The organism is Curvibacter sp. GW821-FHT01G03 (assembly GCF_059422285.1).
Genome location: NZ_JBWKWP010000008.1, coordinates 71090 through 92792, shown reverse-complemented (window position 1 = coordinate 92792; position 21703 = coordinate 71090). Strand labels below are relative to the sequence as shown.

General features: G+C 68.7%; 25 protein-coding genes. 2 read left to right on the top strand and 23 right to left on the bottom strand.

From position 1 onward, the window contains the following. Nucleotides 1–44: 44 nt before the first annotated feature. Nucleotides 45–467 carry a hypothetical protein gene (locus AC07VS_RS13130; protein ID WP_492347682.1) on the top strand — a complete coding sequence of 141 codons (423 nt, stop codon included), beginning with the start codon at nt 45–47 and terminating at the stop codon, nt 465–467. 14 nt (nt 468–481) lie between these two features. Here the strand turns inward: AC07VS_RS13130 and AC07VS_RS13125 are convergent, their stop codons facing one another. From AC07VS_RS13125 to AC07VS_RS13115, 3 genes are read right to left on the bottom strand one after another with little or no spacing between them, the layout of a single operon-like run. Next, a complete protein-coding gene (locus AC07VS_RS13125) occupies nt 482–2593 on the bottom strand; it encodes a PP2C family protein-serine/threonine phosphatase (RefSeq protein WP_494751150.1) in 2112 nt (703 codons plus the stop codon). Beyond that, a complete protein-coding gene (locus AC07VS_RS13120; RefSeq protein WP_494751149.1) occupies nt 2590–4050 on the bottom strand; it encodes a hypothetical protein in 1461 nt (486 codons plus the stop codon). Before AC07VS_RS13120 ends, AC07VS_RS13125 begins: the two co-directional genes overlap by 4 nt. Then, nucleotides 4047–4511 (bottom strand): ATP-binding protein, encoded by a 465-nt coding sequence (locus tag AC07VS_RS13115; RefSeq protein WP_492347685.1) that lies wholly within the window; start codon nt 4509–4511, stop codon nt 4047–4049. The genes AC07VS_RS13120 and AC07VS_RS13115 overlap by 4 nt, the downstream gene beginning before the upstream one ends. Nucleotides 4512–4589: 78 nt before the next feature. On the opposite strand from AC07VS_RS13115, the gene AC07VS_RS13110 reads away from it, so the two are divergent. Beyond that, nucleotides 4590–4919 (top strand): STAS domain-containing protein, encoded by a 330-nt coding sequence (locus tag AC07VS_RS13110; protein ID WP_492347686.1) that lies wholly within the window; start codon nt 4590–4592, stop codon nt 4917–4919. Between the two features lie 19 nt (nt 4920–4938). On the opposite strand, the gene sctC is transcribed toward AC07VS_RS13110, so the two are convergent. From sctC to AC07VS_RS13010, 20 genes are read right to left on the bottom strand one after another with little or no spacing between them, the layout of a single operon-like run. Continuing rightward, complete coding sequence (gene sctC, locus AC07VS_RS13105; protein WP_494751148.1) at nt 4939–7149, bottom strand: type III secretion system outer membrane ring subunit SctC; 2211 nt, start codon at nt 7147–7149, stop codon at nt 4939–4941. Beyond that, on the bottom strand, nt 7146–7529 hold the full coding sequence (locus AC07VS_RS13100; RefSeq protein ID WP_492347688.1) for a CesT family type III secretion system chaperone: 384 nt from the start codon (nt 7527–7529) through the stop codon (nt 7146–7148). The genes sctC and AC07VS_RS13100 overlap by 4 nt, the downstream gene beginning before the upstream one ends. Before the next feature lie 49 nt (nt 7530–7578). After that, nucleotides 7579–8628 carry a type III secretion system export apparatus subunit SctU gene (gene sctU / locus AC07VS_RS13095; RefSeq protein WP_494751147.1) on the bottom strand — a complete coding sequence of 350 codons (1050 nt, stop codon included), beginning with the start codon at nt 8626–8628 and terminating at the stop codon, nt 7579–7581. Further along, complete coding sequence (sctT, locus tag AC07VS_RS13090; protein WP_492347690.1) at nt 8625–9425, bottom strand: type III secretion system export apparatus subunit SctT; 801 nt, start codon at nt 9423–9425, stop codon at nt 8625–8627. The genes sctU and sctT overlap by 4 nt, the downstream gene beginning before the upstream one ends. Before the next feature lie 4 nt (nt 9426–9429). Beyond that, a complete protein-coding gene (gene sctS / locus AC07VS_RS13085; protein ID WP_492347691.1) occupies nt 9430–9699 on the bottom strand; it encodes a type III secretion system export apparatus subunit SctS in 270 nt (89 codons plus the stop codon). Nucleotides 9700–9709: 10 nt separating this feature from the next. Further along, nucleotides 9710–10357: a type III secretion system export apparatus subunit SctR gene (gene sctR / locus AC07VS_RS13080; RefSeq protein ID WP_492347692.1), complete on the bottom strand. Its 648-nt coding sequence runs from the start codon at nt 10355–10357 to the stop codon at nt 9710–9712. Then, entirely contained in the window at nt 10354–11460 is a 1107-nt protein-coding gene (gene sctQ, locus AC07VS_RS13075; protein ID WP_492347693.1) for a type III secretion system cytoplasmic ring protein SctQ, read from the bottom strand. Before sctQ ends, sctR begins: the two co-directional genes overlap by 4 nt. Then, entirely contained in the window at nt 11457–12098 is a 642-nt protein-coding gene (locus AC07VS_RS13070; RefSeq protein ID WP_494751146.1) for a hypothetical protein, read from the bottom strand. The genes sctQ and AC07VS_RS13070 overlap by 4 nt, the downstream gene beginning before the upstream one ends. Beyond that, nucleotides 12095–12583, bottom strand: coding sequence for a type III secretion system stalk subunit SctO (gene sctO, locus AC07VS_RS13065; RefSeq protein ID WP_494751145.1), 489 nt, complete (start codon nt 12581–12583; stop codon nt 12095–12097). Before sctO ends, AC07VS_RS13070 begins: the two co-directional genes overlap by 4 nt. 17 nt (nt 12584–12600) lie before the next feature. Then, on the bottom strand, nt 12601–13953 hold the full coding sequence (gene sctN, locus AC07VS_RS13060) for a type III secretion system ATPase SctN (RefSeq protein ID WP_492347696.1): 1353 nt from the start codon (nt 13951–13953) through the stop codon (nt 12601–12603). 7 nt (nt 13954–13960) lie between these two features. After that, a complete protein-coding gene (locus tag AC07VS_RS13055) occupies nt 13961–15400 on the bottom strand; it encodes a hypothetical protein (protein WP_494751144.1) in 1440 nt (479 codons plus the stop codon). A 13-nt stretch (nt 15401–15413) separates the two neighbouring features. Next, nucleotides 15414–15899: a tetratricopeptide repeat protein gene (locus tag AC07VS_RS13050; protein ID WP_494751143.1), complete on the bottom strand. Its 486-nt coding sequence runs from the start codon at nt 15897–15899 to the stop codon at nt 15414–15416. Then, entirely contained in the window at nt 15892–16518 is a 627-nt protein-coding gene (locus tag AC07VS_RS13045) for an HrpE/YscL family type III secretion apparatus protein (RefSeq protein WP_494751142.1), read from the bottom strand. The genes AC07VS_RS13050 and AC07VS_RS13045 overlap by 8 nt, the downstream gene beginning before the upstream one ends. Continuing rightward, nucleotides 16515–17204 carry a SctK family type III secretion system sorting platform protein gene (locus AC07VS_RS13040; protein ID WP_494751141.1) on the bottom strand — a complete coding sequence of 230 codons (690 nt, stop codon included), beginning with the start codon at nt 17202–17204 and terminating at the stop codon, nt 16515–16517. Before AC07VS_RS13040 ends, AC07VS_RS13045 begins: the two co-directional genes overlap by 4 nt. Beyond that, complete coding sequence (gene sctJ, locus AC07VS_RS13035; protein WP_492347701.1) at nt 17201–18028, bottom strand: type III secretion system inner membrane ring lipoprotein SctJ; 828 nt, start codon at nt 18026–18028, stop codon at nt 17201–17203. Before sctJ ends, AC07VS_RS13040 begins: the two co-directional genes overlap by 4 nt. Beyond that, nucleotides 18025–18453: an EscF/YscF/HrpA family type III secretion system needle major subunit gene (locus tag AC07VS_RS13030; protein WP_494751140.1), complete on the bottom strand. Its 429-nt coding sequence runs from the start codon at nt 18451–18453 to the stop codon at nt 18025–18027. The genes sctJ and AC07VS_RS13030 overlap by 4 nt, the downstream gene beginning before the upstream one ends. Beyond that, on the bottom strand, nt 18450–18908 hold the full coding sequence (locus AC07VS_RS13025; RefSeq protein WP_494751139.1) for a tetratricopeptide repeat protein: 459 nt from the start codon (nt 18906–18908) through the stop codon (nt 18450–18452). Before AC07VS_RS13025 ends, AC07VS_RS13030 begins: the two co-directional genes overlap by 4 nt. Next, on the bottom strand, nt 18901–19383 hold the full coding sequence (locus AC07VS_RS13020; RefSeq protein WP_494751138.1) for a hypothetical protein: 483 nt from the start codon (nt 19381–19383) through the stop codon (nt 18901–18903). The genes AC07VS_RS13025 and AC07VS_RS13020 overlap by 8 nt, the downstream gene beginning before the upstream one ends. Then, nucleotides 19364–20530, bottom strand: a complete 1167-nt coding sequence (locus AC07VS_RS13015) for a hypothetical protein (protein WP_494751137.1) — start codon at nt 20528–20530, stop codon at nt 19364–19366. The genes AC07VS_RS13020 and AC07VS_RS13015 overlap by 20 nt, the downstream gene beginning before the upstream one ends. Before the next feature lie 25 nt (nt 20531–20555). Continuing rightward, nucleotides 20556–21695, bottom strand: coding sequence for a hypothetical protein (locus AC07VS_RS13010; protein WP_492347706.1), 1140 nt, complete (start codon nt 21693–21695; stop codon nt 20556–20558). Nucleotides 21696–21703: the final 8 nt, after the last annotated feature.

Genomic DNA, 21703 nt, shown 5'->3' with positions numbered 1-21703 from the left:
TTTTGACCTTTTGAGCCACCGTTACACCTCGACCAAGTTCGGCCATGCCCTTCACCCTTCTTCGTCCTCTGGCCCTGTCGCACCCGCCGTCGGTCTCACAGGATGCGCCTGTGGTGGCCGGCGCTCGGGAACAACTGCAGGGCTTGGTGGCTGATTTGAGGCACCCGCAGAGCCAGCAGTTGCGCTCGGGATACCTGTACCGCGTGGCCACCCGCACCGGCAGTGGCACGCCGATGTTCGAGCGCAAGGGATGGCTGGCGATGGCCATCACGGCCGGGGAGCACAAGCGCCGCTCCAACCAGGCCTTGCTGCAACTGGTTCGACAGTCGGGCCTGGACACCGGGCCCGCGTTCCAGGCCCTGCAGGCGTACCTCGACCAGGTCTCCAACCGGCCGCTGGCGGGCGCGCCCGACATCCAGCACCTCGATCAACTGCTGCGCGCCGTGCTGGACGAGCCTCCTGCCTGAACCTGCCGCCGGGCTCAGCCCGGGCCGTGGTAGCGCAACGTCAGCAGCGTGATGTCGTCAAAGGGCTCGGTGCCGGCCATGAAGGCCTGCACCTGTTGCAGGATGTGCTGTGACAGGGCCCGAGCGCTGTCGGTCCGCTGTTGCGCGGCAGCCAGCAGCCGACCCTCCTCAAACAAACCCTGATCCGGGCTGTGGGCCTCGGTGATGCCATCGCTGTAAAGCACCAGATCGTCCTGCGGGTGCAACTGGCACACCGCTTCTTCATAGGCCTGCCCTGGCAGGGCGCCCAGCACCAGGCCGCACACGGCATCGAGCCGCTCGCTCTGCCCGTCTCGGCTCAAGCGCCAGGGCGGGTTGTGGCCTGCGCTGGCATAGCGCAGGTGCCCGCTGCGCAGCGCCAACACCCCCATGAACAGGGTGCAGAACAGCAGGGCATCGTTGTTCTGGGCCAGTGTGTCGTTGACCAGCGCCAGGCAGGCGCCGGGGCTCAGGCCCTGGGATGCGGTGGCGCGCAGCAGCGAGCGGGCCATCATGGCAAACATGGCCGCCGGCACCCCTTTGCCCGAGGCATCGCCCACCACCAGCAGCAGGTGGTCGGCGTCCAGCAGATGGAAATCGTACAGATCGCCCCCCACCTCCTTGGCTGGCTGCATCAAGGCGTCGATGTCGATCAGGCTGCTCACACAGGCCAGCGCCTGCGGGCGGGGCAGGTGGCTCATCTGCAGTTCTCGTGCCACCTCCATGTCGTGTTGCAGGCGCTGCAGTTGCTCGCGCTCGGCCAAGGCCTGGCGCACCAGGGCCAGGTCCCGGGTGCGTTCTTCCAGCACCGTCTGCAGCGCCAGCTGCCGGGCGATCACGCGGCTGGTCATCTGCTCAAACTCGCTTGCCAGCGAGGCGGCGCCCACCGTCGCTGAGTCGGCGGGGGGCGGGGCGGCCGGCGGTGCGCCGCCGGGTGCGAAACTGGCATCCAGGCGGCGCAGTTGCTGCTCGATCAAGCCACGTTGGCGGGTCTGGGCCAGGGCGGCTTCGAAATCCCGCTGCGCCAGCGTGACGGCCTGGTGCCGGAACACCTCCACCGCCTGGGCCAACTGGGCCCCTTCAAGCCCACGCGCGGGGGCCAGCGCCGTGCTGTACAGGTCACCCTGGGCCAGCGCCTGCAAGGTGTGCGTGGCCTGCTCCACGGGGCGCAAAAAGCCCTTCAGCACGGCGTCCAGCCCCAGCCCCAGGCCCAGCAGCACCAGCACGGTGGCGGCCGCACCCAGGGCAAACAACCGGGCGATCAGGGTCGTCTGGGCGTCGACGGGCCGCAACACATGCCATCGTGCCACCGGGTAGCCGGCCACGTCGGGCAGGTCGGCCGAGCTGATCTCCCACAGCGCCGCGCCATGGCTGCGGGTTTGCAGCCCCTCGCGGTCCGGCCAGTCGAGCGCGCCATCGCCCAGCGGTGCCGCGCCGCTGCGCAGCAGCCCCTGCGCCGCCTGACCCGCATGGGGCAGCGTGCTCAGGCCGAAGGCCAGGGTCGCGTCTGGCGCTGCCTCGAACAGGGGCGCCAGCTCGCGGGCATCGATGGCCACCAGCAGCCAGCGCTGTTGCGCCATTGCTTGCCCCAGCACCAGCAGCAGACGCGAGGCCTCCCCGGCGCCATGTCCCGACCCCGCGGCCCGTATCAGACCGAAGACGCCCCCTTGGCGGGCCTGCAGGGCCTTGAGCATGCTCAGGTTCAACAAGGGCGTGCGGGCCTCGGCCTCGCTGGAGGCCAGCAGTCCGCCTTCGGCATTCAGCCAATCGATGCGTGCCAGCGGCCAGCGCCCGGGGCCGTGGTCCTTGAGTTGGGCCGTCAGGGCCGCGGTGGTCAGCGCTGCCGGGGCATCGAGCAGGCCTTGCACATCCTGGGCTTGGCGCACCATCAGGGGCTTCAGGCCTTGCATCGCGCGCTGCCAGATCTGGGCCGTGTCGGCCACCGAGCGGTCGCTCCAAAAGCGGGTTTGCTGTTCCTGCAGCCAGCGCGATGGAATCGCCAGGGTGAGCACCAGCAGCAGCGCGGCCAGGGCGCTCAACGCCAGCACCTGCTGGCGCAGCGCCCGCGGCCACCAGGCTCGGCCGAGCAGGTCTGGCCGGGGCGTCATGCCGGGCCTCCGGCCTGCGGCGCTGTGCTGCCTTGCGTGGCCTCGGCCCAGTCTGGGGCCGCGTCCAGTCGGGCGCGCTTCCAGTCGAGCATCTGACGGCGCTGGCGCACCCGGTCGTGCCCGGCCCCCCAAGCCTGCGCTGCCGCCTGGGCCGCGTGCGCCCAGCGCGGCATGGCGGGCTGGGCCGCGGGCTGGTCGCCACCGGCTGCACGCAGCGGTTCTGGCCAGGATCGCAGCCGGCCTTGTGGCCGGCTGAAGCCTTGCGTCCATTGCCAGTGACCGGTGCCCGCCGCGGCCAGCAGCGTCACGGCGAACACGGCCAGCAAGGCCAGCCCGTGCGCCAGCGTGTGGCCCGACACCAGCAAGGCCTTGGGATGAAGCTGGAATTCGAGGCGCCAGTCCGAACCCCGCAGCACCCAGGCTCGATCCATGATCTCCGGGTGGGCGCTTTGAAAGCCTTCGATCAAGCGCGCCCGCTTGTCCTGCTGGCGGTCGCCGCCTTGCATGGGCAGGGCCTCCAGCCGGTGCTGCAGGTCGATTTCGAATTGCTGGCCCAGGCTGCGCTGCAGCCCGGCCAAGGTGCGGGCCGACTCTGCTTGCAAGACCTGCCCCATCCAGGCTGCACACAGCGTCACCAGGGCAGCCAGTACCCACGCACCGCGCAGAGCGCCCCAGAGCCCGGGCGCCTCGTGGGGGGGGGCCATGCCGGCTTGCGGGACAGGGCTGGGTGCCTTGACCGCTGGCATCAGCCCGGCGCGCTGGTCGAGTGCCGCCTCTTCCTGGTCCAGCCGGGCCAGCGCCTGATGCAGGGCCTGTGCCAGTTCATGCCGCCAGGGTTGCCAGGCCTGCGCCAGGCGTCGGGCCTGGCGTCGGCCCAGCCACGCGCTGGCGAGCAAGGCCAGGCCCAGAGCGCCCAGGGCGCGTGGCGTCATGGCGGTGCGCGAGCGCTCGATCAGGTCCGCTCCGGCCCGCAAGCGGGCCAGCACCACCACAATGGCCCGGGTCTGGCCCGTGGCGTCCTGCAACTGGCGCTCCAGGCCGCGCAGGCCCGGCTCGGGCAACCACACCTCGCTGCCCGAGCGCCAGGTCTCGTTCAGCCAGTGCGCTGGGGCCTGGGCACCGATCTGGCTCGGGTCGGTGTCGTCGGTGATCAGTCCCTGAGGCGTCAACACGCTGATGCGCCGGATCGCCGGTGTTTCGCTGCGTTGGCGTTCCAGCAGGGCTCGTGTGCTGTCACGGCGCGCCGCGTCGAGGCGCCAGACCTGATGCTGGTTCAAGGAACCCTGCAGGTCATCGAGCACGGCCTCGAAGGCTTCGCGTACCAGCGCCTCCACCGCCTGTTGCTGACGCCAGCCCTCCCAGCCCAGGTACAGGGCCCATGCGAGCAGGCAAATCAGCAGCCAGGGCCAGGCCAGGCCCGGTGCCAGGCCGCGCGGCGGGGACTCAGCTGTCCTCATGCCGGGCCCTCGGGCCGATCGCGGCGCCAGACCCAGACGTGGTTGCGCCGGTCTCGCCTTTCATGGTGCAACCCGTCGCACAGCTGGCGTACCAGGTACAGGCCCAGGCCGCCGAGTTGGCGCTGCGCCAGCGGGGCCTCCAGATCAGGGTCGCTGGCCTGACCCGGGTCAAACGGGGCGCCGTCGTCCACCACTTCGATCAGTGCCAGCTCGCCGGCCTGCCACAACCGGGCCTCGATGCAGGCACTGGCGGCCAGGGGACGGCCGTGGGTACCGGCATTGAGGATCAACTCTTCCAGCACCAATTCGACAAAGTAGCGCTGCTGCGCTCCCCATGCCGGCGGATGGGCCAAGGCCGACAAGGCCTCGGACACCTGGGCCATCCAGTCGCCATGGCATGCCACCGTCAGCGCCAGCAAAGGGGCGCTTTCGATCACGGGGGGCTGGGTCGATGCATTCATGGCGCCGCGAGCTTGGTGGGGCCTGCAAAAGGCTCAATAATGGCGCCGCGCCGCGCTGGCGCGTCACAGTGAGCCCCCATGTTGAACGACGAACCTGTTTTCGCCCCCCTTGGCCGCATTGATGGGCACAACGCCGCCTTGGTTGAAAAAGACCTGTTGCTGCAGATCGAAAAAACCGGCCCGCACTGTGCCTTTGACCTGTCGGGCGTGAACTTCGTCAGCAGTGCCGGCTTGCGCGTGCTGCTGGTCGGGCTCAAAACCTGCAAGGCGCAGGGCGGCAGCCTGGTGTTGGCCGGGCCCAACTCCGCGGTGTTGGGCGTGTTGAAGATGAGTGGCTTCGACAAGATCATGCCCATCGAGGCAGACCGCAGCGCCGCCCTGGCACGTGTGGCTGCCGCACGCGGCTGAGGACCGTCGGCGCTGAACATCAGCGGGTGGCAGCGGCGTCGCCCGCGGCCTGAGGTTTGCCCCCCACCGTGGCCGGCATGCGCGCCAGCTCACGGCTCAGGGCGTCAATGTCGGCCTGCGTGCGCGCCATGGCGGCACGCGCCTGCAGCTCTTCGGGTTTCGCATCTCGGGCAAAGCCTTCGCTCAGCCGTTGGCGCTGCAACTTCATCTCGGCCTGCGCCTTGTCCAGTTCCTGACGCAGCACCTGCCTGGCCTCCTGGTCGCGCGTGGTCTGCGTCGCCGTGCCCACCCGGCGCGCCGAGTCGTCGGCTGCGGGGACCGCCGCCGCGCTTGGCTTGGGGGCCGCAGGGGCCGAGGCCAGCGACTCGCGCAGCACCGACAACTGCTTGTCCGACGGCGGCACGATCCGGGCGCGCGGGCTGTTCGACATCTCGGAGGCGGTGGTCGGTTGGGCTTTCAGCGGCTCTTCGCCCACCGCCAGATCGGGCGCTGCCGGCTGCGTGGCCGCGACCGGGGGGGCCGCCCTGGGGCTCAGCACATGGGCCCGGATCAGGAACAGGCGCTCGCGTCGTTGCACCTGCCTGGAGCTGTTCGAGAACAGCGCCCCGAACACCGGCACATCGCCCAGCAAGGGCACTTTGTCCTGCGTCTGGGTGGAATGGATCGAGTTGTAGCCGCCCAGCAGCAGGCTCTCGTCCCGGCCCACGCTGGCCTCGGTACTGACCGTGCCGCTCTGGATGACGGGCAGGGTGCCTGCCACGGTCGAGGTCTGCACCTGTCCGTCCTCGATGTCCACATACAGGCGTACCCGGGCGTCATCGCCCACGCCCTCCAGGCGCGGCGTGACGCGCAGCGAGGTACCCGCCGTGACGGGGGTGACCAGGGCCGTGCCCACCGAGGTGGTCTGGATGTACACGGTCTGCGACAGGTCCAGCACGGCCCCCACGTTTTCGGAGGTCAGCACCGAGGGCCGGGCCTGCACACTGGCGTCGCCTTTCTCCTCCAGGGCCTGGATGCGCGTGACGAGGTAGCGCGCCGCGGTGGAGGCCAGTGTGGTGGCATTGGCGCCCGCGCCATTGGGGCCGGCGAACACCGACAGGGTGTTGCTGTCGGCCGTGGTGGCATTCACGTTGCCGTAACCCAGCACCGTGCCGCCATTGCGGCTGGTCAGATTCCAGGCAATGCCGAGCTCATTGAGGCGATTGGTGTTCACGTCGACGATCATGGCCTCGATCTCGATTTGCGGCGAGGGCACGTCGAGGGTGGCAATCATCTTCTGGTACATCGGGATGCGCGAGGGCAGGTCCTGCACGATGATCGCGTTCAGGCGCGGGTCCGACTGGATCGAGGGGCGGGCCCGCAGGCCGGTGTTGCGTCCTTCCGGGGCCGCGCTGCTGCGGGCGGCCTCGGCCTGGGGGCCGTTGCTGCCGGCGCTGGCCGTGGTGTCGTTGTCTGCGCCCGCGCCAGCCCCCAGCATCAGGCCGGTGCCGCTGTTGGACAGCTTCACGGCGGCGCTCATGGCGTTGGCCGACCCGGGTACGGGCGTCCAGTGGCTGGTGGCCGATTCCGTGGTGCCGGTGACCAGGCTGCGCAGGATGCGTGCCACCCCGGGCGTGGTCAGCTCACGGCTGCGGTAGGTGATGGTGCGGTCCTCGGCCGATGCGTGCAGCAGCTTGAAGATCGCCACCTGCATGCCGTTGTTGGCCTGCCGAGGCAGGGCCGCCACGGTGTTCTCCACCAGCTGTACGTAGGCGGGCGGGCCCGACACCATCACGGCCGACTGGCCGGGCAGCTCGCCCCAGCCAAAGCGGGGGTCCAGCACATGCAGGCTGGTCAGCACCTTGCGCAGGTCTTCGCCCGAGGCCGGCGCGGGAATGGCCTTCACCACCGATTCACGGTTGCCGGCCACGTACAGGGTGCCGGAATGCGTGAACCAGGTGAAGCCATAGATGCCCCCCAGCCGGTTGATGAACTCGGTCGGCGTGAGCCCGTTGAAGCGGCCGCTGACCGGGGCATTCAAGGCCTCGGGCATGTCCAGCGACAGACTGAATCCGGCCGCGAATTCGGCCAGCACCGCTTGCAGGGGCTTGGCCTGTGCGTAGTAGCTGAAGGCCGTGTCGGGCCAGGGCGGCGGGCTGGCCAGCAGGCCGGGCGGGGCACCCAGGCTCAGGCACAGGGCCAGCAGGGCGGCACGGCGCCAGCCTGGCAAAGGGATTCGGGTCAGGCTCATAGCGCACCTCGCCACAGATCGGCCTCATTGCACACCTGCTCGGCCAGTTCGGTCAGCGCGGCGCTGCCCGCCTCGGCGGGCAGGGTGGCCTGAAGCCACAGCGACTGGCCATCTTCGTGGGCGGCCAGGGCCGCCGCGCCGTCACGCAGCCGGGCCGTGGCCAGGCGCAGCGCCTGCTCCAGCGCCCGTTCGCGCTCGTGCGCCGCCAGGGGCAGGTCCAGTACCCGCGTTTCCAGCAGCACGCGCTCGGCGTCCAGGGCCACCAGGTGCAGGCGAACCCGGTCCAGGTTGATGCTCAGGCGCCCCGGGGCGCCTGCCTCATGGGGATTCAGTCCTTGCTGCGAGGCCCATTGGGTGATCAGATCGTTCGATAAAGGCATGGGGACTCCTCTGGGGGCTCGGGTTCGGGTTCGGGGCCGGTGGCTCGCTTCATGGGGCCGAGGGTGGCGCCAGCTGGCGCACCAGGCGCAGCACGGCGGCCACGGGTTCGATCAGGTCGGTGGGGATGTACTGGTCCACCTCGGCCTCGCGAAACAGCGAGTGGGCCAGCGGGATGTTCTGCATCACCGGTACGCCGGCGGCGCGGGCGGCGGCGATCATGCGTTCGGCCAAGGCGCCTTCGCCCTTGCCGGTGACCATGGGCAAGGGCATGGCCTCGTCGTCATAGCGGATGGCGATCGCCAGGTGGGTGGGGTTGGTCACCACCACGCTGGCCTTGCGGGCGCTCTCCACGGCCCCACCTTGCATCAGCTCCTGGTGCAGTTGCTTGCGCTTGCCCTTGATGTGGGGGTCACCCTCCGAGCCCTTGTACTCCTGCTTGACCTCGTCCTTCGACATCATCAGGCCTTTGGTGTGCTGATGGCGCTGCCAGGCCAGGTCGGCCAGTGCGATCACCGTGGTGGTCACACCGGTCTGGATGATGATGGCCTTGAGCAGTTCACCGATCAGCTCGCCCAGTTCGGCAATGCCGCGGTGGGGCACCAGCATGACCTTGGGGATCAGCTCCACGATCAGGGCCTCGATCACCCACGAGAGCACCGCGATCTTGAGCAGCGATTTCAGGAATTCGATCAGGTTCTTCTTGGAGAACATATTGGCTGCGTTCTCCACCACATTGAGCTTCTTGGCCGAAGGCTTGATGGCCTCGAACGCGAACAGAACGCCGGTCTGGAGGGCCTCGGCAAAAATGCCGACGCCGATCACGATGCCCAGAAACGGCAGCAGCAGGCGGGCGCCGGCGATCATGCTTTCTTCCAGCAGGGTGGACAGGGCCTGATGAAAGTCGCCGCCGATGAAAGCAAATGGCAGCATCATCAGGCGCGAGCAATCCTCCATCAGTTGCCGCCCCTGGGCCACGATGTAGGCAAACAGGGCGATCAGTAGGGCGTTCTGGGTGAAGTCCTTGCTCTTGGCCACCTGGCCTTTTTCGCGCGCGTCGCGCAGTTTCTTGGCGCTGGGTTGTTCGGTCTTTTCGCTCATGGTGCGCCCCCCCAGACGGCGTTCAGGCGCGGCAGCCAGGCGCGCAGCTCGCGCACCGGCTCCACGCCCACCTCGAACAGGGTCTGGGCATACAGGATCAGCACGAACAACGCCAGCGCGCTCTTGATCGGCATGGCCAGAAAGAACACCTGCAACTGCGGTGCAAAGCGGCTGACCAGGGCCAGGCCCAGCTCGGCCAGAAACATCACCAGCAGCACCGGTGCCGCCATCAAGAGGCCACTGGTCACCAGCCTGTTGAGCTGGCTCATCAGCAAGGTGGCCGCATCCTCACCCCAGTGCGGCCAGAAGCTCAGTGGCGGCCACAGGCGATAGCTGTCATACACCAGGCCCAGCAACAGCGGCATGCCCCCGGCGGTCAGGAAGTACACGATGAAGGCAAAGCTGAACAGCAGGCCCAGCGGCGAACTGTCGTTGCCGGTCAGCGGGTTCAGGGTGGCGGCCATGCTGGCGCCGCGCTGGTTGTCGATGATGAAGCCCACCGCTTCGAACATCCAGAACGGCAGCGCCACCAGCCAGCCCAGGGTCAGCCCCAGAAGCCCCTCCTTGAGCAGCACCAGCACCAGCATCAGGCCGTCCGGCACCGGGCTGCGGGCCAGCACGGGCGCCACCAGCAGGCTCAGGCCGGCGGCCATGCCGAAGGCGATCACCCGCGGCACCATGGTGCGGTTCATGAAGGGCAGCATCGCCAACAAGGGCAACAGGCGCGCCTGGCTCAGGCTGATCGCCTTGAGAAAGCGCAGGCCATCGTCAATGTTGTTGATCAGCGGCAGCAGCATGGGCTCAGCGGGTGATGTGGTGGAAGTTGCTGAACACGGTCAGCGTGTACTTCATCAGTTCGCCGCCGCTCCAGCCCGCGGTCAGGAACAGCGTCAGGCCGACCGCGATCAGCTTGACGGCGAACGACAAGGTTTGTTCCTGGATCTGGGTCAGCGCCTGCAGCAGCGAAAACAAGGTGCCCACCACGGCCGCCACCAGGATGGCGGGCATGGACAGCACCAGGGTCAGGTACAGCGCGTGCACCAGGTAACTCGTCAGGTCGGGGGCTTGCATGGGGGACTCCTCAACGGTAGGTCAGCACCAGGCCCTGGATCAGCCGGGTCCAGCCATCGGCCATCACAAACAGCAGCAGCTTCAGGGGCATCGAGATCATCACGGGTGACACCATCATCATTCCCATGGCCAGCAGCACGTTGGACACGACCAGATCGATCACCACGAAGGGCAGAAAAATCAGAAACCCGATCTGAAAGGCGTCGGTCAGTTCGGTCACCATGAAGGCCGGCACCAGCACCAGGAAATCGGTCTCATGCAGGCCGCGGGCCATCTCCGGGCCCCACAGGTCTTCGGCGGTCTTGACGAAAAACTCCCGCTGCCTAGGTTCGCTGTGCTTGACCATGAAGCGGCGCAAGGGCTCGGCGCCCGACTGCACGGCGTGGAACAGCTGCTCGGGCGACTGGGTGGCGCGTGGCACCGAGCTCACCTGGCGGTAGATGTCCTGCCCGATGGGCGCCATCACATAGGCCGAGACGATCAGCGCCAACCCGTAGATCGCCAGGTTGGGCGGTATCTGCTGCACCCCCAGGGCGTTACGCACCAGCGACAGCACCACTGAGATTTTCAGAAACGAGGTGCACACCACCGCCAGCGTGGGCACCAGGGCAAGCAGCGCCAGCGCCAGCGTGAGTGAGATCGGATCGAAGTTGTTCATGCTGCGGGGGCCGCGGGCGGCACCAGGCTGGCCAGGCTCACGCCCAGGCGTCCGTCGATCTCCACCAGGTGGCCGTGGCCCACCAGGGCCCCGTTGGCACGCACCTTCACGTAATCGGTGGTGGCCTGGTCCAGGGGCAGGACCTGGCCAGGGCGCAGGGCCTGCAACTCGGCCAGCGTCAGCGTCTTGTCGCCCACGTCAAAGCTGAGGCGAATGCGCAGCTGCCCCAGGTCGGGCAGCGCCAGGTCCGACGCGCCGGGCGCGTCCAGCGCTTCGCCCGCGTCGGCAGCGGGCAGGTCTTGGTGGGGCATGGGGGTGTCCAGTACAGTGAGTCCGTGGGGGTCGAGCTGGGCATCAAAGCGCCAGCCTGGGTGGCCTGGGGCACCGCAGCGCAGTTGCACGCGGCCCTGTCCGGCGAGAAAGCTGCGGCTCAGAAACACCACGTCGCCGGGCTGCAGGGTGCGCAGCCGCTGCCAGGGCAGGTCGGTCTCGCCCAGCGTCAGGCGCATGGGCATCGGCAGGCCGCCCCATTCGGTGTTGGCGCTGTCAGCGCTGGCCGGGGGCAGCAGGCCGGCCAGCAGCAGCAGGCCCATGGCGTCCGCATACAGCATGCCGGCGTCCAGCCGCTGAGGGGTGGCGCCCGCCAGTTGCCAGCCCAGGCTGTGCCAGCTGCCGGCGGGCGCTTGTCCGTCGCAAGGGCCCAGCCCGGCCACCATGGCTGGCCCGCGGCCCGCGGCGGACAAGGTGTCGCACAGTGATTGGGCCGCCTCTTGCCAGGCCACGTCCTGCCAAGCTGCGGGCAAGGCGACTGCGTCGGACCCGCCCAGGCGCAACCCGGCCCAGACCTGCAGCAGGGCGGCAGGCAGATCGACCAGCAAGCGCCCGCCCGACCAGTGCAGGCTCAGGCGTCGCCAGTCTTGCGCGGTGCCCAGCGCCGCTGGCGCCGGGCCCAGCTGCAGGCTCAGCAGCGGCGCCGTGCCTGGGGTGGCCCCCGGCCAGCCCGGCAGGGCCAGGCGCTGGCCGGCGTGGGCCAGGGTGTTGAGGGCTCGGGTCTCGCCGGCGGACAGGCGCGGCAGGGGCAGGGCAGGGTGCCGTGTGCTCATGTTTGGGCCCCCTGCGGGGCACTGGCATAGGCCTCGACGCCGACGCCCTGCTCCAGCGGCGTGCTCAGGGCTTGCCAGCGGCCCGGCTGACGCGCCAACGGCCCACAGGCGCGCACCCGCCACACCGCGCAGCGCCCCAGGGTGGCCGCCAGCTCACGGGCCATGTCGCGTGCCGGCTCGGCCAGGCACAGGAAGCTGGTCTCCACGCTGCATTCAAAGTCGGCCAGGCAGGCACCGGCCTCGTCGCTCACGTTCACACTGACGCCGGGCAGGCAGCCCTCGTCCAGTGTCAGGCGCAGGCTTTGCCGGCCGGCGGGGTCATCGCTCACCATCAGGCCGCTGGCCAGCTCACGCAGGCTTTCCAGCAGGCTGGCCGGCGGCGCGGGTGTGGCCATGGGTGCGGCGTGCTGCCCCAGCAGACCGAAGATGCCTGATGCCGATGCCGATGCCGATGCCGAGCCGGGGCTGGGCTCGGTGGCTGGCTCGTCGTCGCGCGTCAGCGCCTCGCGAAACGCGCTTTCGGCGTCTGGCGACGGGTGCTGGGGCGTGGAGTGCTGTGCCAGGGCGCCGCCGTCGTAGCGGCTGGGGCTCTGGCGCATCAGGTCGCCCCGCTGGAACGCGTTGCTGTGGTCGCTCATGGTGGCTGGGTTTCCTCGTCATCGCGGCGGCGCGGGTGGCCGGCCACTTCTTCCAGTTCCTGTTCTTCACGCCGCTCTAGCTCGCGGCGCTCGGTGGCATGGTGCTGTGCGGCCAGTTCCTCGAACTTGCTGCGCGTGGCACTGGCCACCTGCAAGGTGTCAGCCGCGCCCGTGTAGTGGCTCTGGGCCTGGGTCCGCTCCCGGCCTGCCTGCGCCAGTGCCTCGATGCGCGCCTGCTCTTCGGCCCGCAGGATGGCCACCTCCAGTTGCACCTCGGCAATCTCGCGTGGGCGCACCAGCCGGCTGCACAAGTCCTGGTACCAGGCGCGCTCGTCCTGTTCGGCCTGGGTCTGGAAGCGGCTCAGGCGTTGCCGGGCTTCGTCCTCTACGCGGTGGGCATGGGCCAGTTGGGCGCGCGCCACCAACAGCGCGGTCTCGGCCTGGTCCTTGCGGAAGGTCTTGATGTACAGCAGTTCGTCGAGCATGCCCATGTTGCAGTCTTTCAGGGCTTGGGTGCGGTGGGCGCGGGCATGTCGGTCACCTTGAACAGGTCCGCCAGCGTGGCCTCGTAGGCGGCGCGCTCGGTGGTGGGTTGCTTCAGGAAGGTGCGCAGGCGCTCGATCTTGTCGATGGCCTCGTCGGTTACCGGGTCGCCGCCGCGTTTGTACTCGCCGATCTTCACCAGCAGTTCGACCTCGGCGTACTTGGCCAGCAACTGGCGCAGCCGGCCCGCAGCGGCCCGGTGTTCGCGCGACACCACATGGCCTTGCACGCGGCTGGCCGAGGCCAGCACGTCGATGGCGGGGTAATGGGCCTGGGCTGCCAGCGCGCGCGACAGGATGATGTGGCCATCGAGGATCGAGCGGGTTTCGTCCGCGATCGGCTCGGTCATGTCATCGCCCTCCACCAGCACCGTGTAAAGCGCGGTGATCGAGCCCTTGTCGTTCATGCCGGTGCGCTCCATCAGCTTGGGCAGGGTCGCGAACACCGAGGGCGGGTAACCGCGCCGGGTCGGTGGTTCACCTGCGGCCAGCCCGATTTCGCGCTGAGCACGGGCAAAACGGGTCACCGAGTCCATCAAAAACAGCACCTTCTTGCCCTGGTCGCGAAAGTATTCGGCGATGGCGGTGGCCACATAGGCGGCCTTGGCCCGTTCCATCGACGACTTGTCGGAGGTGGCGCACACGATCACGCTGCGTTGCCGCCCCTCGGGGCCCAGTTCATGCTCCAGAAACTCGCGCACTTCGCGGCCGCGCTCGCCGATCAGCGCCACCACCGTGACATCGGCCGCGGCACCTTTGACCAACATGCCCAGCAGGGTCGATTTGCCCCCCCCGGCGGCCGCGAAAATGCCCATGCGCTGGCCTTCGCCACAGGTCAGCAGCGAATCGATGGCCCGCACGCCCAGCGGCATGGGCTGGTCGATCAGGCGCCGGGTCATGGGGTCGGGGGCCTCAGCATACACAGGGTAGTAGCGCTCGACCACCAGCGGACCCCGCTCCGCCACGTCCATGGGGCGTCCCAGGCCGTCCAGCACCCGACCCAGAAGGGCATCGCCCACGGGCACCATGTGGGCGCGCCCCGTGGGGGTCACCTCGGTGGCGGCCGAAATCCCGTACATGTCACCGATCGGCGTCAGCAGCGCCGCGTCACGGGCAAAGCCCACCACCTCGGCCTTCATCTCAAAGTCTTCACCGGGTTGGCGCAAGGTGCACACCTCGCCCACCTTCACCGACGGCACCACGGCCTTGATGATGGTGCCGATCACCTGCACCACCCGGCCCTTGACGGCCAGGGTCGGCGTGTCGTCCAGCGCCAGCTGCATCATGTCGACGAGGTAGTCCAGGCTTTTCATGGCGGCGTCAGATCGGGCGGCTGCTCAGGTGGTGTTGCAGCAGCTCGGCAGGTGACAGATCTTGCAGGTGTGCGCCGAGTGTGGCCATCCGGGCCTCATGGGCGTCGGTCCGGAGCTGCCAGGCCTGTCGTTCGTCGCTGGCTTCGATGCGGGCCTGGAGCGAACCCACGACCCGCAGCAGCGTCATGCCAGCCTCGAACAGATCGATGTCCAGGTAGTCGGTGATGTTTTCGGCAAAGCGTTCCAGGCCTTCGGCGGCGCCCTCTCGTGCCACACCGTTCTGGCGGTGCATGACGGTGGTGCGTTCCACCCCCTGGGCCAGGTGCTCGACATCGGCCAGCAGTTGTTGCGATTCGGCCTCGATCTGCTCCAGCAGCGCTTGCTGGGCCGAGGTGGGCGGTTGCCCCTGGGTTTGATCCCGCAGGGTGTTCAGCCGTGTGCCCAGATCACAGAACCGCTGCAGTTGGGCGCCGTCGGCGTTTTGCACCCCTTTGCGGTTCAAGTTCTCGGCGCCGCCGGCAAATTGCAGATAAGCGGTCAACAGCACGTTGGATCCGATCGCGATGTAGGTCAGCAGCGGGCTGGCCTGGGTCGCCCAGGCACCGGCAGCCCACAGACCCAATTCGCAGGTCAAGCCTAGGCCGCGGGCCAGGGTCTGGCGGGTCTGCGGGTCTTTCACAAAGAACAGGCCGGCGTGGCACAGGTTGGCCAGGGCGTTCTTGCCCATCGGCAGGTTGAAGCGCGGTGGCAAGCCGCGTTCGGCCCGCTTTTCATCGGCGTGGACCATGGCCGTGCAGGCTGCATCGGCGGCCAGCTTGGTGAGCAGCACGGCCCCCACGACAAAGGAGGTCAAAGTTCCGCCGGTGGCCACGGTGATGCCGACAAACAAGGCCACGCCCACGGCCTGCCCCAGCAGGCCTGCGCAGCGTTTGAGCAGGCTCTGGCCCGTGCGGTCCACCCCGGCATCGCGGGCGCGCTGTACGTTGGCGGCCACGTCATCCAGGTTCATTCCCATCCGGTTGGCCTGAGCCCGCAATTGCTCGGTCGCGGAGCGGGCCCGGGCGGGGCCCTCGGACAGGCCGGCCGCGGCCGTCTGTACCGGGCCCGAGGCCTCGGCACCTGACGCGGACGCCGGGTGCGCCTGGATGGGGGCTTCCTGGTCCAGCGCATGCGGCACTTCGGCGGGCAGGGTGGCACGCTGGGTGGCGTGCTCGGATTCGGGTTCGTCGGCTTCCAGCCGCATCATGGCGTCCCAAAGACCGGGGTCGGCCGTCGTCCCTTGCGTGCTGGACCGGGCGCTCGGTGGCGTCGCCATGGGCGGTGCAAAGCGCGCACTGACGGATGGGCGAGCCTTCGGCCCACCCACGCCCAGGCCTGGCATCAAGGCCGTCGTGCCGCTCAGGGCCGTGCTCTGGCGGCGTGGGTTCAATGGGGAAAGGGGCGGCATGGCGAGGCGCTTTTCAATGCAGGTCCGTCAGGGCCCGGTGGATGAGATCGGTCAGCGGCCCCGGGCCCGCGGTCTGGCAGGCTGACTGGCACAGGGCCAAGGCCATGTTGAAAGCGTCGCGCGCCTCCTCGGGGTAGCCCAGGGCGGCCATGCATTCACCGAGCCGATAGGCGCAGGCGGCATCGGCTGGGTTCAGCGACAGCGCCAACGTGAAATGCACGCCCGCGTCGTGGACCTCGCCGATCTGCTGCAGGCACAGGCCCAGACCGAAGTGGTGCTCGGGTCGGCCGGGTTCGCGGCTCACCAACAGGCCATAGGCAGGCAGGGCGTCTTCGATCCGGCCCTCCAACAGGTCGGTGCAAGCCTGCTCGCTGACGGCATCGAGCTCGGCGGCGCTGGGCTGCGCCGGGCGTTGCACGGTTCCAGCCAGGCAATCAGCCACGGCCTGCAGCCGGCTCATCCAGGCGGGGTGGGGTGAGTGCGTGCGTTGTTCAGCCATGTTGTCCCAGCAGGCGTGTGAAGCCTTTTTCAAGCGCCTGCAGTTGCAGCTCGATGCTGGCCTCGACGGTGCCGATCTCGCTTTCCATGAGGGTGGCATCGCCCTTGAGGCGGGCGTCACCCACGATGTCCAGAATGCCGATGCCCGGAAAGCGCTCCAGCAGTTCGGCGGCGCGCTGGCGCACGGCGGCCACGTGCTCGGGCGCCACGCGCAGGGTCAGCTGCTTTTGGTTGCGCATCACCGCCAGCCCGCTGCGCACCACCATCAGCACGCGCTCCGTGTCGTCGTAGTCGGCCAGAATGCGTCGCATCGAGCCCATCACCAGGCCCACCATGCGTTGTTCGACGCTGGCGAAATACTCCACCATGCGGCCGGCGTTCTCGATCAGGGTTTCGGCCTGTGCCAGTTGGGCCTGTTCCAGGCCCTCGGCATGGCCGCGCTGGCGTTCGGCCTCGCGCTCATGCTGGGCCTGCTCGACGATGGCTGCGGCTTCACGCCGCGCATGGTCCATCAGTTCTTGCGCCTGTTGCCAGACCCTGGCATCGGCCGCCGGCAGCACCGGATCGGCCGCGTCGGGCACCGGGCCGGCGCTGATGCGGGCAAATTGCACATAGCTCATGGCAGCACGCTCCGGGTGGTGTCGTGGTCAAGCAGGCAGGCGTTCCAGCCGGCTTCCCAATCGGGGGCCAGTTCAGCCACGCAGCGTGGGTAGTGGTCCAGCACCCGATGCAGCGCATGTTCGGTGTCCAGTGGGGCGGGGTTCAGCGTCACGGGGCGCAGTTTCAGGGTCAGGCGTTGCGCCAGTCCGCCGGGCAGGCTGGCTGCGGCCTGGGTCAGCAAGGCCCAGCCCAGTGTGTCCAGCCAGGCCGCCAGTTCGGGCCAGGCCGGCTCGGCCAGGGCTTGGGCGGCGACCGGCCGTTGCGGCTCCAGCAACCAGGCCCATTCGCCACGGCTCACTTGGCCGGCCAAGGCCTCGCGCTCGCTGCGCAGGATCACCCGGCGCAATCGCCGGCCTTGATCAAGCAGGCCGAGTTGGCGTGCCAACTGGCCCAGCAGCGCGCGCGGCAGCAACGCCAGCCGATGCAAGGGCTGGCGCAGGTCGAGCAGGGGCAGGTCGCGTTCCGCGTCCAACTGCCATTCTTGGCTCAGGGCCTGCTCGGCAGCCGGCGACAGGGGCGGCGCCCAAGCGGCCGGCAGGCTGGCAGTGAGTCGATCAGGGTCGGCCTCACGGCTGGGGTGCTGCAAGAAATTCAGCACCGTGCTCGCCAGCGCGGGTGGCAGTTGGAACAGCTGGATCGGGGTCATCCGGGGCCCTCTGCCGAGCTCGCCGAGGCCGCCGCGCTGCGCCCCGGGGTACCGGTTTCACGGGCCTGCTGGCGCGGGCGCCACCAGAAGGTCCAGCCCAGCCAGCCGCAGGCGCCCAGGGCCGCCAACAGCAACAGGCTCAGCACCGACAGGATCAGGCGCAGGCCCATGGCGTCGTCGGCCTGAACCTGCAAGCCCCAAACCGTCTCCCAGGCGCGCGCAGCGCTGGCGGTGCCCGCCTTGCCGGGCACCAGCACCACCGACACGCGCTCGCTGCTCAGGCCGGGGATGCTGTTGACCACCATGCGCCGCACCTGGGGCTGCAATTGTTCGACCGGCGCGTTCTGTTGGTATTTGATGAACACGGCTGCGCTCGCCGGCAGCTCGGCCCGATCGACCGACCCCCGTTCGGGCAGCACCAGGTGCACGCGCGCAAACAGCACACCATCGATGTGCGACAGCGTGCCCGACAGGTCTTGCGACAGGGCATAGAGGTAGCGTGCCCGCTCTTCGAGCGGCGAGGAGATCAGCCCATCCTTCTGGAACACCTGGCCCATGCCCGCAAAATGCTCGCGCGGCAAGCCGGCGGCGCGCAGCAGGTCCACGGCCTGAGCCGCCTTGGCCTGGTCCACGCGCACCCCCACCATGCCCTCCTTGCCGGGCACCTTGCTGGCCGCGATGCCGTTGTTCACCAGTGCGGCGATCACCTCGTTGGCATCGGCCTCTGGAATGGTCGACAGCAGCTCCACCTGAGACGAGCAGGCCAGCAGACCCCAGGCCAGCAGCAGCGCGCTCAGAACACGGAAAAGGCGGTGGCGGCTCATTGGGTCTTCAGGATCTGGTCCAGGTTTTGCGAGGTCTTGGAGATGCCCTTGCTGAGCATTTCAAAATGCACGCTGGCCTGCAGCAGCTTGGCCTGTACACCCAGCATCTGGGCCGTGCTCAGCACGGGCTGGGCCGTCAGGTCGGCGGCCTGGGCCCAGGCCTGGCTGATCTGCTGGGAGCTGTCTTTCAAGCCCGCCAGAATCGCGTCGCCAGCCGTGCTTGCAGGGCGTTGCGCCACCGGGGCGCTGGCCGCCGCCGACAGGGCGCTGGCGCTGGCCGCGGCAGGCAAGGAGGTGTCGCCACCTGCGAGGGCGTTGCGAAAGCGTTCAACGTCGGCACCCGCCACGGGCACCACCGCAGCGCCCGCGGGGGTCGCGGTGGCCGGCGAGCTCAAGGGCAGGGCGGTCTGAAGCACATCGATCATGAGCGTTCTCCGGGGTCAGAGGCAGAAGCCAGCGGCAGCAGGCCCAGCATGCGTCGGGCCACCGTGTGGGTGCGGGTGTCGGGTGGGCCCGCCAGCGAGTCGTGCAGAGCCTGCTGGCTTTGGGCGTTGTGGCCTGCCCAGTGCAGGGCCAGGCCGTGCCAACAGGCCAGTTCGGCTTGTTCGGCGGCCAGTTCGGCCGTGGCTTCGGGGCCGCTCGGTGTGACCTGGGCCAGCACCTGGCGGCCTTGCGCGAGCAGGGCTGCGGCGGCGTCAGGCCGGGCCTGGTCCAACTGGCAGCCCGCCAGGCCGATCCAGGGGTAGGCGCGCTGCGGCCGCAAATGCACCAGGCTGTCAAAAATGGTCTGCGCCTCGGCCGCCAGGCCGGCGCCCGAGGCCATCACGCCCAGTTGGGCGAGGTGGCTCAGGTCGGCGGAAGACAGCCAGGCTTCAGCCATGGGACAGCAACTCCAGCAAGGCCTGGGCGCGCTGAACACTGCGTGCGAGAGCGGCGTCGCCAGCCCCGCCCAGGCACAGTGCGCGCAGCAGGAAACGGGCCGGGGCGTTGCTGCCCAGCCCGATCAGGGCCTCGGCCCACGGCAGCAGCAGGCGCAGCTCACTGCGGTCACGGTGCCAGGCCAGGGCGTAAAGACCCGCTGCCAGCTCGAAGTTGCCCTGCAGGGCCGACACGCGCCCCAGCCCCGCCAAAAAACGCAGCTCGCTGGGGGCCCGGGTCAGCAGCAGCGTGAACAAGGCTTGCGCCTGCGGAAGTTGGCCGGCCTGCAGGGCCTGGCAGGCCGAGGCATAGACCGACTCCAGCTCGGCTGGATCAGGTGCGGGCACAGGCTGCAGGCCACGCATCTCGTCGAAGCATTCGTCCAGCCAGGACGGGCTGGTGCCCGAGGCAGAAAGGTCAGGCGAAGTTGCGTGCAATTTGCTGCTCCGTGCTGTTGAGGGTCTGAACCAGCTCCTGGGTGGCGCTGATCGTGGCCTTGACCAGATCGCGGGCGTTTTGTTCGGTGGCCTCGGCCTGTTGTTGGAAGGCGCTGTGTCTGCTGGCCTCGGCGGCCTCGGCCCGGGCCTCGGCCTGGTCCATGTCGGCGCTGTACTTGAAGCCCGCCGCCGCCAGGCCTGCCAGCGCATTGACGCCGCCGGTGCTGGCCTGCACCAGGGTGTTCTTCATGTTGATCAACATGTCTTCATGGCTGCGCTTGGCGTTGAGCCGGGTGTCCGCCGCGGCTTGGGTGGCCTCCGAGGCATCAAACGGCGCATGGCCGATTTTTGTGGCGGCATCCCTGGCCTCTTGCAGGGTGTTCTCGGTGGCCGTGACCTTGGCCTTGGCGACGTCCGCGACGTCCAGGGCACTCTTGGCTTCCAATTTGGCGGCTTTCACCTCCTCAAGGCTCACCGTTTTGTCATTGGCCATGTACCTTTTTGCCAGGTCGGCGGCCTTGGCCGCCTTGTCCTGGGCGGTCTTGGCCATTTCTTCGGCGTTCTGCATCAGCGCGGGCAGGTCCTGATCCGCCTGCTGGGCAATTTTGTTGGACTTGGCGAGGTCGTTGGCATCGCGCAGATGGGTCCTCTCGGTCTGCACAATGCCCTTGAGCTGTTTCAGGCCCATGCCCAGTTGAACGCCACCCATGGCTGCCGAGACCGCGTTGGTGACGATGCCGGCCACCAGTTCTTTGGTGGCGGCCGTTTTCATCTTCTCGACTTCGTTCAGCTGGTGCTGGTATTCGAGCTCTTTCTCGGCCCACTTGGTTTCGTTGAATGCGGTCTTCAAGGCCTGGCTGGCCTGCAGCATGATCTTGAGCACGGCGGTGGGGTTGAAGCTGTCGCTGGCCATTTCATCGCTGAGGCGGCTCAGGGTCTTGGCCTGGGCTGCGGCGGCCTGGGCAGGCGGCATGTCCCCGGCGGGGTCCGGGGCGGTGGCTGCCTGGCCTTGCGGCACATGGCGGGTGTCCAGTCCGCTGGCATCGAGCGGCGCGGGGGCATCGACATTCACCGCTGGGTGCGGGGCTTCGCTGCCTGCAAGCGCGGGCAGGGCCGGGGCAGGGCTTGAGCTGACTTTGAGGTTCATGATGAGGGCCTTTGGTGCTCGCGTTTCAAGCCATGAGGGGCGGGGTGTTGGCGCTCAGGGCGTCGAGCGCGTCCTTCATCAGTTGCGCAATGAACTCATCGGCGGCCTTCCAGGCCCGCTCGGTGTTGGCCGTGTCCTGGGTGGTGAGGTCTTTCTCCACCTGTTGTGCCAGGGCCTGGACCATGGGTTCAAGGTCTTTGAGTTTGGCCATGATGTCAGGCAGGCTGTTGAGTCCCTCGCCTTCGAGGAAGGCCGTGACCGCTGTGTTGGCCACGTCAACCACCTGCTTGGCCAGATCGCCCACGCCGCCGTAGCTGGCCAGCGGGTTGCCACCGAGCAGAAAGCCCGCAATGTTCTGCGCAAAGAGGGTGCCATGCACGGCCGCAGCGGCGACCACGGCCGCCGCATCGGGCTCCACGCCCACCACCTCGGCAATGTCCTGGATGGCGCGCGTCAGCACTTGGGGGTCGATGGGATCGGCGCCTTTGCTGTTCAAGGCGAGAGCCACTTCCAGCGAGACGTCGACCAGGCTGCGGGTGACCTTGGCCACCTGCTCGGCGGTGGCCTCGGGCACCCCGACAAATTGCAAGAAGCCGGTGGTGACATGGGCTGCGATGTCGCCCGGGCTGATGCCCGCCGTCTGCAGAACGCCGGCGCCGGCTGCCGCCAGGCTGGGGGCCAGCTTGAGCAGGTCCGCCGGCAAGGAGGTCCCGCATGTGGCGATGCCCGTGGCCACCGTCTTGACGATCATGGCGCCCAGTTCGAACACGGCCGTTGGGTTCTTGGCGGCCCATTCGATCATGGCTCCGCCCAGTTGCATCACCACGTCATCGGCCGCATTGGCCTGCATGGTGGCCCCCACGGTCTCGGCCAGGGCAGGCAAGCCTTTGTCCAAGGCCTTCTTGATGACGTCGAGTTTGGCCTCCTGGCTGCTGTTGCTCAACAGGGTCAGGGCGGCTTCCACTCCCAGGGACATCAAGTCAAGCGTGGGTGGCGGCAAGGCGGGTACGCCGGTGGCCTGCAAGGCCATGCTGACGACCTCGGGCACCATCTCGACCACCTTGGGCTGGCCGTCGGCGTTCTGAATGGCGAGCAGCTGGTCGGCTGCGCCGCTGACCCAGGCGCCCCCTGCGGCGAAGGGGTTGGAGGGATTGATGCTTGTCATCGGTGGGT